The 12,139-nt window shown below is 66.4% G+C and carries 11 protein-coding genes; 5 read left to right on the top strand and 6 right to left on the bottom strand.

All coding sequences use genetic code 11. The features are described 5' to 3' along the window. Positions 1-33: 33 nt before the first annotated feature. Positions 34-1,146 carry a serine hydrolase gene (locus AC1ME3_RS12140; RefSeq protein WP_480953358.1) on the top strand — a complete coding sequence of 371 codons (1,113 nt, stop codon included), beginning with the start codon at positions 34-36 and terminating at the stop codon, positions 1,144-1,146. Between the two features lie 190 nt (positions 1,147-1,336). Here AC1ME3_RS12140 and AC1ME3_RS12135 read toward each other — a convergent pair whose 3' ends face one another. The 5 genes from AC1ME3_RS12135 to hflK all read right to left on the bottom strand — a co-directional run bounded on the left by AC1ME3_RS12135 (position 1,337) and on the right by hflK (position 8,164). After that, on the bottom strand, positions 1,337-2,581 hold the full coding sequence (locus AC1ME3_RS12135; RefSeq protein ID WP_480953357.1) for a M20 metallopeptidase family protein: 1,245 nt from the start codon (positions 2,579-2,581) through the stop codon (positions 1,337-1,339). 172 nt (positions 2,582-2,753) lie between these two features. Next, on the bottom strand, positions 2,754-4,397 hold the full coding sequence (locus AC1ME3_RS12130; protein ID WP_480953356.1) for a helicase HerA-like domain-containing protein: 1,644 nt from the start codon (positions 4,395-4,397) through the stop codon (positions 2,754-2,756). A gap of 111 nt (positions 4,398-4,508) precedes the next feature. Continuing rightward, positions 4,509-6,065 carry a Do family serine endopeptidase gene (locus tag AC1ME3_RS12125; RefSeq protein ID WP_480953355.1) on the bottom strand — a complete coding sequence of 519 codons (1,557 nt, stop codon included), beginning with the start codon at positions 6,063-6,065 and terminating at the stop codon, positions 4,509-4,511. A 102-nt stretch (positions 6,066-6,167) separates the two neighbouring features. Then, complete coding sequence (gene hflC / locus AC1ME3_RS12120; protein ID WP_235518904.1) at positions 6,168-7,034, bottom strand: protease modulator HflC; 867 nt, start codon at positions 7,032-7,034, stop codon at positions 6,168-6,170. Further along, on the bottom strand, positions 7,031-8,164 hold the full coding sequence (hflK, locus tag AC1ME3_RS12115; RefSeq protein ID WP_480955822.1) for a protease modulator HflK: 1,134 nt from the start codon (positions 8,162-8,164) through the stop codon (positions 7,031-7,033). Before hflK ends, hflC begins: the two co-directional genes overlap by 4 nt. Positions 8,165-8,234: 70 nt before the next feature. On the opposite strand from hflK, the gene AC1ME3_RS12110 reads away from it, so the two are divergent. From AC1ME3_RS12110 to AC1ME3_RS12095, 4 genes are all read left to right on the top strand, one after another. Beyond that, complete coding sequence (locus AC1ME3_RS12110; RefSeq protein ID WP_480953354.1) at positions 8,235-9,185, top strand: Mrp/NBP35 family ATP-binding protein; 951 nt, start codon at positions 8,235-8,237, stop codon at positions 9,183-9,185. A gap of 98 nt (positions 9,186-9,283) precedes the next feature. Further along, on the top strand, positions 9,284-9,715 hold the full coding sequence (locus tag AC1ME3_RS12105) for a CoA-binding protein (protein ID WP_480953353.1): 432 nt from the start codon (positions 9,284-9,286) through the stop codon (positions 9,713-9,715). A gap of 55 nt (positions 9,716-9,770) precedes the next feature. Further along, on the top strand, positions 9,771-10,106 hold the full coding sequence (locus tag AC1ME3_RS12100; protein ID WP_480953352.1) for a hypothetical protein: 336 nt from the start codon (positions 9,771-9,773) through the stop codon (positions 10,104-10,106). 10 nt (positions 10,107-10,116) lie between these two features. Then, positions 10,117-10,545, top strand: coding sequence for a hypothetical protein (locus AC1ME3_RS12095; RefSeq protein ID WP_480953351.1), 429 nt, complete (start codon positions 10,117-10,119; stop codon positions 10,543-10,545). A 300-nt stretch (positions 10,546-10,845) separates the two neighbouring features. On the opposite strand, the gene AC1ME3_RS12090 is transcribed toward AC1ME3_RS12095, so the two are convergent. Next, positions 10,846-12,135, bottom strand: coding sequence for a homoserine dehydrogenase (locus AC1ME3_RS12090; protein WP_056489170.1), 1,290 nt, complete (start codon positions 12,133-12,135; stop codon positions 10,846-10,848). Positions 12,136-12,139: the final 4 nt, after the last annotated feature.

Genomic DNA, 12,139 nt, shown 5'->3' with positions numbered 1-12,139 from the left:
ATCGATGCTTCAGTGCAGGGCGTTCAATCCATCATGACATCGGCGAGTGCATTCCAGCGCCTTCTGGCGACCACGCTTTTTGGCGCAGCGCTCGCCGGATGCGGTTCGGCATCGCGGCCGACCCCGCCGGCAGTCACGCCCGTGCATCAGGAAGAGGGGTTCGTGTCGATCCCGGTGCCGCCGCCCCTGCCCCGTACGCCGCGCCCCGCGCCCGCCGGTCTCGTCAACGCGATCTCCGAACTGCAGAGCGGGTTCCAGGGCAAGGCGGGTATCGCGATACGCGCGGTCGACGATGGCTGGACGGTCGAGGCTGGCGGCCGCCAGTTGCTGCCGCAGCAATCGGTCAGCAAGCTCTGGGTCGCGATGACCGTGATGGACCTGCGCGACCAAGGCAAGATCCGCCTCGACGAGCCGATCGTCGTGCGGCCGCAGGACCTGACGCTGTTCCACCAGCCGATCGCGATGCTGGTGAAGGGCGACGGCTATCGGACGACGGTCGGCGAATTGCTGACGCGCGCGCTGACGCACAGCGACAATACCGCGAACGACCGGTTGCTCACGCGTGTCGGTGGGCCATCCGCGGTGCGGTCGATGATCGCGCGCAAACAACTCGGTGCGATCCGGTTCGGGCCGGGCGAGCGGCTGTTGCAGAGCGGCACGGCGGGGCTCGTCTGGCAGCCGTCCTACGCGGTCAATGGTGGCTTCATGACGGCACGCAACCGGCTGTCGCCCGCGGTGCGGGAGGCTGCGCTGAACGCGTACGTGCGCAATCCGCCCGACGGTGCCGCGCCGATCGCGATCGCCGATGCGATTGCCCGGCTGGCGAAGGGCGACCTGTTGTCGGAGACCTCGACCAAGATCCTCCTAGACACGATGGGCCGCTCGGTAACCGGCCGCGCTCGCCTGCGCGCCGCACTCCCCGGCGGCTGGGAGATCGCGCACAAGACCGGCACCGGCCAGGACCTCGGCCGCCGCAACGCCGGCTTCAACGACGTCGGCCTCCTCACCGCCCCGGATGGACGTCGTTATGGAATCGCAGTGATGATCGGCGACACTATCCGGCCGATGCCCGAACGCCAGAAATTGATCCAGGCAGCTGCGGCGGCGGTGGCCAACTATGCGGGCACCACGCGCCCAAGAGGCTAACCCCCCCATGCTGCAGTGCAGCATGGGGTGGCCGAGACCGGGTGCCCGTGCGCTACTCGGACGCAGCCTCGAACACCGTCTTGGTGTGACTTTATCGTAACCTTTGGGACCGCGCGGGCTGTCCAGCCGTGTGCGGCCCGCCCTAAACCGCTACGTCCGGCCATTCCAGGCAGACCGCAGCAACCGCCGGTCAGTCGAACCCGTTCGCCAGGAACCGTTCCGCCACCGCGCAGTGCATCGCGATCCCATGCGCCATCACGCGTTCGTCGATCGTCATCTTCGTGTTGTGAAGCGGCGGGTTGGTACGCGGATCGCTGCCCTCGGGCGCGGCGCCCATGAACGCCATCGCGCCGGGCAACTTCTGCAGCACGTACGAGAAGTCCTCCGCACCCATCATCGGCGGCATCACCTGATACGCGCCCTCGCCACCAATCGCCGTCGCACACGCCTTCATCAAATCGGTTGCGCGCTCGTCGTTGACCGTGACCGGATAGCCCTCCTCAATCGTCGGCGTACCAACCGCGCCGTGCGCGGCGGCGATCCCCTCGACCATGCGGATGAACGCCGCGCGGACCTGCTCGCGCGTCCGCTCCGACAACGTCCGCATCGTGCCGAGCATCTCGACGGTCGACGGAATGACGTTGTGCGCAGAACCCGCGTTGAGCTTGGTGATCGAAAGCACCGCAGGATCGGTGACCGCGACCTGACGCGCAACATAGGTCTGGAGCGCGGTAACGATTTCGCAGGCGATCGGCAGCGGATCGAGACAGTCGTGCGGCATAGCGGCGTGCCCCCCGCGACCGGTGATCGTCGCGCGGAGCGTATCGGTCGAAGCCATCAGCGTGCCCACGCGACTGACGACATGGCCCATCGGCATGTTCGGCGAGATGTGCAGCGCGAAGCCGGCCTCGGGCAGCGGCGCGTCGAGCAGGCCGTCGGCGATCATGTGGCGCGCGCCGTGATGCCCCTCCTCGCCCGGCTGGAACATGAACACAACCGTGCCGGGCAGTTCGTCGCGCCGCGCGCACAGCGCCTTGGCCGCACCGACCAGCATCGCGGTATGCGAGTCATGCCCGCAAGCATGCATAGCGCCGTCGATCTTCGACGCGAACGGCAGACCGGTTTCCTCCTGCATCGGCAACGCATCCATGTCGCCGCGCAGTAGTACCGTGCGCCCGTTGCCACGAGCATTGCCTGCGCGCCCGCCACGCAGGATCGCAACGAAGCCGGTGGTTGAAGTCCCCTCGCGGATTTCGAGCGGGAGGCCGGCTAGGGCTGCCTTCACCTTGTCCGAGGTGCGCGGGCAATGGAGCCCGACCTCGGGATCGGCGTGGATCGCGCGCCGGAGTGTGATCGCATCGTCGAGGCTGTTCGCGCCGATGGTGGTCCAGTCGGTCGGGGCCCAGTCGGTAGTGGATTCGAACTCGAGGGACATCGGAAACTCCTGTCTAGCATTTGAGCCCCACCCCGGCGGAGGCCGGGGCCCAGTTGGGGAACAGCAGCAACGGCGGACGGCGCCCCGTTCCATCGACCTTGCCAACTGGGCCCCGGCCTTCGCCGGGGTGGTGCTTTGGTGGGGGCAGCCCGCCCCCGATCGCTGAGGCAGTCTACCCCCGGAAGAGGCCGCCTAAAACCCCGCGCAGTACCGTACCGACCAAGCCACCGCTCGACGACGAGCGGCGGGACTTGGTGCCGAAGACTTGCTTGCCGATCTCGTTCGCTACCTGCCGCCCGATCGAGGAACTCGCCGCGCGCGTCGCCGACGAAGCCATCTTCGTCCACGGCGAGTTCGCCGCCTCGCGGTCGGCCTCGCGCTGCTGACGATCCGCCTCGCGCTGGTCCGCAACCCGGGCCCGTTCCGCCTCTTTCGCCGCCTTCGCATCGAGCTTTGCCTGAACAGCCGCAGCCTTCTCGGCCTCGGTCGTCGCCTTCGCCTCGGCCGCCGCGGCACTCGCTTCCTGCGTCTTCGCAGCCAGCAATTCCTCCGCGGACTCCCGATCGACCAGCGTGTCGTATTTCGCCCCGACCGCATCGGTCTCGATCATCACCTTACGCTCCGCCGGCGTGATCGGCCCCACGCGCGACGCGGGCGGCTTGATCAGCGTGCGCTCGACCGGCGTCGGCGCGCCATCCGCCTGCAGCAGCGACACCAGCGCCTCACCGACCTTCAGTTCGGTGATGATCGTCGCGACATCGACGCCCGGGTTCGCCCGGAACGTTTCCGCCGCCGAGCGCACCGCGGCCTGATCGCGCGGCGTGAACGCACGCAACGCATGCTGGACGCGGTTGCCAAGCTGCCCCGCCACCGTGTCGGGAACATCGATCGGGTTCTGCGTGATGAAATAGACGCCCACCCCCTTCGAGCGGATCAGCCGAACCACCTGTTCTATCTTTTCCAACAGCGCTTTCGGCGCCTCGTCGAACAGGAGGTGCGCCTCGTCGAAGAAGAAGCACAGCACGGGCTTGTCCGGATCGCCGACCTCGGGAAGATGCTCGAACAGCTCACTCATCAGCCACAGCAGGAACGTCGCGTACAGCTTCGGCGACGCCATCAGCTTGTCCGCGGCGAGAATGTTGACGATCCCCCGCCCCTTGTCGTCGACGCCGATGAAGTCGTTCATCTCCAGCGCCGGTTCGCCGAAGAAATTCTCCGCACCCTGCGTGCGCAACTGGAGCAGCGAGCGCTGGATCGCGCCGATCGACTGCTTCGAGACGTTGCCGTAGGTCACCGTAAGCTCGTCCGCCCGGCCGGCGCATTCGGTCAGCATCGCCTGGAGATCGTCGAGGTCGATCAGCAGCAGCCCCTCCTTGTCCGCAACGTGGAAGGCGATCGTCAGCACGCCTTCCTGCACTTCGTTGAGGTCCATCAGCCGCGACAGCAGCAGCGGTCCCATCTCGCTGATCGTGGTGCGGATCGGATGCCCCTGTTCGCCGAACAAGTCCCAGAACCGCACCGGATTGTCTGCATAGGCCCAGCTATCGTCACCGATCGCCTTGGCGCGCTCGGCAAATGTCGCGTGCGTCTTCGCGGTCGGCGAACCGGCCATCGCCAGGCCGGACAAGTCGCCCTTCACGTCGGCGACGAAGCAAGGCACGCCGTTCGCCGAGAAGCCCTCGATGATGCCCTGCAACGTCACGGTCTTGCCGGTGCCGGTCGCACCCGCGATCAAACCGTGGCGGTTGGCGCGCTTCAGTTCGAGCGTCTGCGGCTTGCCGTCCACGCTCGCGCCGATGAAGATGCCGTCGGTCATGCTTGTCGCCCTCTGTATCCGGCTCGGACCCTAACCCCGCGCGCCGTAAAGAAAAAGGACCGCCGCTCAGGGGAGCGACGGTCCTTTCCAATCAGTCGTGTCGGTCGTGGATTACTTGATCTTGACCGGCAGGAACTGTGCCGGGGTACGACCACGCTTGACCTGCAACAGCACCTGTGGGCGACCGGCCGACTTGGCAACGTTGACCGCGTTCTGGACGTCGACCGCGGTACGGACGGGCGTCCCGTTGACCGAGATGATGACATCGCCACGCTTGAGTTTGCCGAACGCATCGCTGGTCTGCGCCACTACGGCGATCACGACGCCCTGCGTGCCCGCCTCGACGCCAACCGCCTGCGCGATCGCCGGCGTGAGCGGCTGAACGCCGATCCCGAGCGCCGCGCCTGCCGTCGGTGCGGCGGGGGTGGCGGAATCGTCGCCATCATCGCCGTCGTCGGTACCGAAGCCTTGGGCATCGCCGCCAACAACAGCTGCCAACTTGTCTGCGCTGGGCCGCGGTACGACGACCACGTTGGCGACCACCGGCTTGCCGTTGCGCAGAATGTCGAGACGCGCGGTCTGACCCGGCTTCACGTTCGACACGAGGTAGGACAGCGACTGCTCGGCGGTCACCGGCGTACCGTTGACCTTGGTCACCACGTCACCGGCACGTACGCCAGCCTTCGCCGAAGGACCGCCGGCAGTCACGTCATTGATCAGCTCGCCCGAGTTCTTGGCGATGCCGAGCGCTGCTGCCGTATCCTCGTCGATCGGGCCACTACGACCCAATTGCACGCCGATGTAACCGCGCTCAATCGTACCGCCCTTCATGAAGGTCGCGATGATAGGCTTGGCCACGGCGGCGGGGATCGCGAAGCCGATGCCGATGTTGCCGCCCGACTGGCTGAAGATCTGCGAGTTCACGCCGATCACGTTGCCGTTAAGATCGAACATCGGCCCGCCGGAGTTGCCTTGGTTGATCGACGCGTCGGTCTGGATGAAGCGGTCATACGCGCCGCCCTGCCCGGTGACGCGGTTGATCGCCGAGACGATGCCCGCGGTGACGGTACCGCCAAGGCCGAACGGCTCGCCGATCGCAACGACCCAGTCGCCGACGCGCGCACCGTTCGAATCGCCGAACTTCACGAACGGCAGGTTCGCCGCGTCGATCTTCAACAGCGCCAGATCGGAGTCCTGATCCTTGCCGATGACCTTGGCGACATATTCCTTCTTGTCGCTGAGCGTCACGGTGATCGAATCGACCGTCGCGCCCTGCGCGCCCGGCGAGATCACGTGGTTGTTCGTGACGACATAGCCGTCCGGAGAGATCAGGAAGCCCGACCCAAGCGAGGCACCTTCGCGCTTCACCGGCGCGCCACCCTGGCCGCCGCCGCCCATGCCGCCGAACAGGTCGCCGAACGGCGTACCCGCGAACGGATTGGCCTGCTGCTTCTGGACGATCGTCTGCTTGGTCGAGATATTGACGACCGCCGGCTGGAGCCGCGCGACCATGTCGGCGAAGCTCATCGGCGCGCCGGGCTTTGGCGTAACGGCCTGGATCGCACCGGGTTCGTTCTGCGCGACCTGCGCGCCGCTCGGCTGGAGCGCGAGCGTCGCGGTCGCGCCGCCGAGGAGAAGAGCACTGGTAATGGCGTAGGCGTAACGCACTAGATGTTGTCCTCTCGTTTCATCAATCGAAACAGATCGCCGTTAGGCAAGCCGTCCTGAACGATGCTTGAATATGAACAGGGGTTCAAAGGTTCCGCAGGCTTAACGCCCGCGGCCTTCGAATTCCCTCAGGTAACTGTTGTTCGGCGACAGAATGATCGAGGTCGATCCTTCCGGTGCCGGTCCACCATCCGCACCAAACGTATGCCGATATGACTGCATCGCGCGGTAGAAGTCGTAGAAATCGGCGTCTTTGCCAAAGCTCTCGGCGTAGATTTTCGCCGAATCCGCATCCGCCTGCGCACGGACAATCTGCGCCTGCTTCTGACCCTCCGCACGGATCGTGATCGCCTCCTGCTGGCGCGCGCTCGACATGCGCTTGAGCGCGCTTTCGAGCGGCAGACCGACAGGCAGGTTTGCCTGCTTGATACGGACATCGACGATCTCGACGCCGTACTGGCTGGCAACGCGCTGGAGACCCTTCTGGATGTTGTCCATCAGCTCGGACCGCTCCGGGCTCAGCAATTCGACAAAGCGCCGCTTGCCGAGTTCGTTGCGCAACGCCGAACCAAGAATTGGACGAAGCTGATCGGGGATCCGGTCCTCGCTGCCGACCGCGTTGCGCATCTTCCGCGGATCGACGATCCGGTAACGCGCATAGGCATCGACCTCGAGCCGCAGCTGATCGGTCGACAGCACCAGCGTGTTGTCCAGCTCCAGATCCTGGACACGCTTGTCGATCCAGACGATCCGGTCGACGAACGGAATGCGCGCGATCAGACCTGCGCCGGTCTGGCCGAACGGCGTGTTCGGCTGCCACGCGTTGACGGTGCGGATCGGCTGGCCGAAGCGCAGGATCACTGCCTGCTTGGTCTCGGGGACGATCGCGAAGGTCGATGCGGCGAGAATTACCAGCAGCAGCGCGATGATCCCGGCGACGATCGGGTTACGGAAGCTCACGGCGTTCACTGGGCAGCTCCAGACTGGGGGGCAGCCGCCGCCGCGGCAGGCGCTGGCGTCGACTGGACAGCCTCGGGGTTCGGCAGACGCTTGGCGTTAGACAGCGGCAGATACGGCACCACCCCGCCCGGCGTCTCGACGATCGTCTTGTCGCTCTTGGCGAGCACCGCCTCCATCGTCTCGTAATACATGCGGCGACGTGTCACTTCCGGCGCGAGCTTGTACTGCTCGTAGACCTTGTCGAACGATGCGGCCTCGCCCTGCGCGCGCGCCACGACCTGCTGCGCGTAGGAGCGCGACTGGTTGAGGTTGGCGATCGCCTCCTGCTGCGCGGCGGTAACCGCGTTGAAGTCCTCGACGATCCGCGCGGGCGCAGCGGCCTGCTTGATCGCGACGCCCTGAATGCGGACGCCCGACTTGTAGTCGCTAAGAATCTGCTGCGTCAGTTCGGCGACGCGCTGCTCGATCACGGTACGGCCGGTGCCGATCGCCTGGTCGAGTGTCGTGGTCGCGACCACCGCGCGCATGGCGCTCTCGGCAGCGGCACGAACAGTGTCGTTCGGCTCGGCAAGCTGGAAAACGTAATCGCGCGGATCCGAGATATCCCAGCGGACTGAATACGCCAGATCGATGATGTTCTGGTCGCCCGTCAGCGTCAAATTCTCGCCTTCACCGACGGGAAAATTGTCGGTCCGGATCTTTTGGACGTCGACCACCGTCACGTCGGCGATTGGTGCTGGCATCGTCAGGCGAACGCCCGGATCGAGCGTGCCGGCGTATTTGCCGAAATAGGTGACGACGCCGCGCTGCTGAGGGCCGATCTGATGCACTGAGGTGAACAGGATCCAGACCACCGCGATGATGGCGACGCCGATCGCCCAAAGCGCCCGGGCGTTGGCTCCCGACGGCAAGCCACCGAAGCCTCCATTACCGCCGCCACCACCGCCCGAGCCGCGCGCTTTACGCAGGAACTCGTCGAGCGCGGTCGGCTTGGCGGCAGGCTTGCGGCCACCTGGAGGTTGCGCCCAAGGATTGCGCGGGCCGCTGTTACCGTCGTCGCCCGAGCCGCCCCAGGGGCCTTTCGGTGTTTCGGTGGCGAGGATATCGGGGCGCCGGAACCAGCGCGAGAAGATCGTCATACCAACCTTTATAGGTGTGCGCTGGCGGAAAAACAGTGCCAAGCAGCCTTAGCGGTCCTATCTGGCGCGGATGATCGACATCGAAGGCGTAAAGGCGGCCGTTGCTGCGGTAGCGGGCAAGCGGGCGACCGTCCGGCTAGAGGGAACCCGAGCGGGCATCATCATCGACGCGACCGGGCTCGACCCGCAGGCGCGTGATGCGCTGGAAGCGACCGTGCGGATGGCAGCGACTCAGCCCGGCATCTCCGAGGTACGGATCGCGGTAACCGCCGAACGCTCCACGCGAAGGCTCATCGCGGTCGCCAGCGGCAAAGGCGGCGTCGGCAAGTCGACGCTCGCCGCCAACCTCGCCATCGCGATGTCGCGCGCCGGGCGCCGCGTCGGGCTGGTCGACGCCGACATCTACGGGCCGTCGCAGCCGCGCCTGATGAACGTCGAGGGCACGCGCCCGACTGCGAAGGACAAGGTGCTCGACCCCGTCCCGACCCCCTATGGCGTACCGCTTTTGTCGATGGGTCAGCTGGTCGAACCCGGCAAGGCGATCGCCTGGCGCGGGCCGATGGCAGCGGGCGCGCTTGGCCAACTGGTCGAGGCGGACTGGGGCCTGACCGACACGCTGGTGCTCGATCTCCCGCCCGGCACCGGCGACGTTCAGCTGACGATGGTCCAGAAATACCGGCCGGCAGGCGCGGTGATCGTCTCAACCCCGCAGGATCTCGCGTTGATCGATGCCCGCCGCGCCATCGACCTTTTCGAGAAGGCCGGCATCCCGATCATTGGCCTGGTCGAGAACATGGCCGGCTATATCTGCCCGCATTGCGGCGAGGCGTCGGACCCGTTCGGCAATGGTGGCGCCGAGGCAGCGGCGCGCGAACTCGGCATCCCGTTCCTCGGCCGCGTGCCGCTGACGATCTCGATCCGCACCGCGTCCGATGCCGGCACGCCGCCCGCCTCGAACCCGAACGATATGATTTTCATGCCGATCGCGGCTCAGGTCGTCGCATGGCTTGGAAAACTGTGAAACCCGCAGGCCTGATCCACGTTGTCTGATTACCGGTCGTACCCGACGCGTAGAGTCGCGGTACGAGCGGACCAGGTTTCTTCTCGCAGGAGGCATCGATGCCGTTGACCGCCGATGCCGACATCAAGACGCTGCTAGAAAACGCGCGCACGATCGCGATGATCGGCGCCTCCGACCGCCCGGATCGCCCGTCGTACGGCGTGATGGTCAAGCTCCAGGCGCATGGCTACCGCGTGATCCCGGTCAACCCGCAGATCACCGGCGAGCATGTCCATGGGGAGTTCGTTTTCCGAGACCTGTCGCAACTCGGCGACCCGATCGACATCGTCGACATCTTCCGCAACTCGGCGGCTGCTGGCGAAGCGGTCGATCAGGCGATCGCGGCGGGTGCGAAGGCCGTTTGGATGCAACTCGGCGTCGTCAACGAAGAGGCCGCGGCACGTGCCGAAGCCGCCGGCCTGCAGGTCGTGATGGACCGGTGCCCGGCGATAGACATTCCCCGGCTCGGAGTCGCCAAGATCGAGCAATGACGCTTGCCCTCCCCGACGATCGCGGCCAGTCTGCGTGTCTGTCCGGGAGGCGCCGATGCTCGCGATGCTGCTGTCGATACTGATCGAAGACCCGCTGATGGCAACTGCCAGGGCCCGCATGGCCGCCGAGCAACCCTGCATCCAAAGCGCCGACGAGACCGACATCACGGTCTGCGGACTGCGCACCGCCGATCGGTTCCGCGTGCCGCTCGTGGTACATGACGCGGGCGACCCCAAGCATGAGAGTGTCCGTAACGAACGTACCCGCTTGCTCAATCGCACATCCCCGCTTGCCGATCTCAGCCCGTTCCAGGTTGGCGGCGGGATGGCGGGCGTCACGATGACGGTCGGCGGCGAAGGCGGCACGTCGTTCCGCAAGCCCGCGCCGTAAGGACCTGATCATGTTCGCCATAATCCTGTCCGCGCTGCTCCAAGCGTCTGCCACCACCGCTGCGCCCGCGGCACCGCCGGTGCCGGAACGCTTCTCGATCCTCGTCGACCCATGCGCGACGCAGACGAAGGACGGGAACGAAGTCGTCGTCTGCGGCAAAACCGCGACGACCACCCCACGCCTGCCGATGCGCGACGATCGCGGCCCGCCCGATCACGCCGCCGCCTCCAACCCCAACCTCACCGCCGTCCGCGCGCTGGAGTTGTCGGATACGCCATGTGCGGCGCGGCAGGGAGGATGCCAGGTCGGCTTCGGCCCCCCGATCGCCCCGATCGCGAAGGCCGCGGTAGGGTTGATCAAAAGCGCCCTCGCGAAGAAGCCCGACAAACGCGGCCGCGTGCCGATCGATCTAGACGGTCCCGTCGGCTCAGTGAACTAGGCGAATCGGTTGGTGGAGTAAGGTAGTGCGGCGCCTCACTTCAGCACGATCGCCGTCCCCTTGTTTCCCCGCGAGGGCGGGGAAACATTCGGCCTCCCGCCTTCGCGGGAGAACAAGGGGGAGGTAGCTTTGCTGTCAACCACCCCGGCGAAGGCCGGGGCCCAATTGGGGGACGGCGCTAACGAAGCACGCGTATCGTTACTGCGACCTTTCCAATTGGGCCCCGGCCTTCGCCGGAGTGGTCGCCGATGAGCGGGGCGGTGCCACTAAAGTTGCCGAGCCCCGCTCAATCCCTCTCCCTCAATCCAGAATATGCATCCACATCGGCTGCCCCACCAGGCTCTGCGACCCCCGCAGTTTCTCCAACGCCTGCGCGATCGAGCGTTCCGGGCTCTCATGCGTCACGATCGCCACGAGCACACTGCCGTCCGCGATCGCTCCGCGCTGGATCAGGCTCTCGATCGACACGCCCGCGTCACGCATCGCCGCAGCGATCTCGGCCAGCACGCCGACCCGGTCCGCAACGGTGAAGCGCAGATACGCACGCCCCCGCCGCTCACCGCTGTCCGCCTTGGGCGCTGCCGTAAGCGACACCACCGGCATCGCGAACGGCGGGCCGAACTCGCCGCGCGCGATGTCGATCAGGTCGGCGACCACCGCGCTAGCGGTCGGACCATCGCCCGCACCCGCACCCTGGAACAACAGGCGACCGACGAAGTTGCCCTCGGCCACCACCGCGTTCAGCGATCCTGTGACGTGCGCCAACGGATGATCGATCGGCACCAGATGCGGATGCACGCGCTGGAACAGCCCATCCGCCCCCGCTTCCGCCAAACCCAGAAGCCGCACGCGATACCCCAAAGCCGCCGCCTCGGCGATGTCCGCACCCAGCAGATGCCGGATACCACTGATCGCGACGTCGTCGAACGCCGGCTGCGTCCCGAACGCGACCGCCGCCAGGATCGACAGCTTGTGCGCCGCATCGACGCCGTCGATGTCGAAACTCGGATCGGATTCCGCAAACCCCAAGGCCTGCGCTTCTGCCAGCACCTCGGCAAAGTCGCGCCCTTCCGATTCCATCTTCGACAGGATGAAATTGCACGTACCGTTGAGGATCCCATAAACGCGGGCGATCTCGTTCGCCGCAGCACCTTCCCGCAGCCCCTTGATGACCGGGATGCCGCCCGCGACCGCCGCCTCGAACTTCAGCGCGACGCCTGCCCCTTCGGCTGCCTGCGCGAGTTCGAGCCCGTGATGCGCGATCATCGCCTTGTTCGCGGTGACGAAACTCCGCCCCGCCCCCAGCGTGCTCCGCGCGAGCGTCAGCGCCGGTCCATCGGAACCACCGATTAGCTCGACCACGACGTCCGCCCCCGGCTGTTTCGCCAGCGCGGTCGTATCGTCGACCCACGCGAACCGCGACAGATCGACGCCGCGATCCTTGCCGCGGTCGCGCGCAGAAACCGCGACGATCTCGATCTCGCGCCCGGCCCGGCGCGCAATCAACTCGCGGTTCGCATCCAGCAATCGGATAACCCCGCCGCCAACGGTCCCCAGACCCGCAAGGGCCACGCGCAATGGTTCGCTCATTTTC

The organism is Sphingomonas sp. BL2 (assembly GCF_056680015.1).
Note: the sequence above shows the minus strand (reverse complement) of the source record. Positions and strands in the feature narration are given on the sequence as shown.

What these genes read in the sequence shown, in the direction of transcription:
- AC1ME3_RS12090 (WP_056489170.1), bottom strand. Translation starts at nt 12,135, where the DNA reads ATGAGCGAACCATTGCGCGTGGCCCTTGCGGGTCTGGGGACCGTTGGC.
- AC1ME3_RS12140 (WP_480953358.1), top strand. Translation starts at nt 34, where the DNA reads ATGACATCGGCGAGTGCATTCCAGCGCCTTCTGGCGACCACGCTTTTT.
- AC1ME3_RS12100 (WP_480953352.1), top strand. Translation starts at nt 9,771, where the DNA reads ATGCTCGCGATGCTGCTGTCGATACTGATCGAAGACCCGCTGATGGCA.
- hflK (WP_480955822.1), bottom strand. Translation starts at nt 8,164, where the DNA reads ATGACGATCTTCTCGCGCTGGTTCCGGCGCCCCGATATCCTCGCCACC.
- AC1ME3_RS12110 (WP_480953354.1), top strand. Translation starts at nt 8,235, where the DNA reads ATGATCGACATCGAAGGCGTAAAGGCGGCCGTTGCTGCGGTAGCGGGC.
- AC1ME3_RS12095 (WP_480953351.1), top strand. Translation starts at nt 10,117, where the DNA reads ATGTTCGCCATAATCCTGTCCGCGCTGCTCCAAGCGTCTGCCACCACC.
- AC1ME3_RS12130 (WP_480953356.1), bottom strand. Translation starts at nt 4,397, where the DNA reads ATGACCGACGGCATCTTCATCGGCGCGAGCGTGGACGGCAAGCCGCAG.
- AC1ME3_RS12135 (WP_480953357.1), bottom strand. Translation starts at nt 2,581, where the DNA reads ATGTCCCTCGAGTTCGAATCCACTACCGACTGGGCCCCGACCGACTGG.
- AC1ME3_RS12105 (WP_480953353.1), top strand. Translation starts at nt 9,284, where the DNA reads ATGCCGTTGACCGCCGATGCCGACATCAAGACGCTGCTAGAAAACGCG.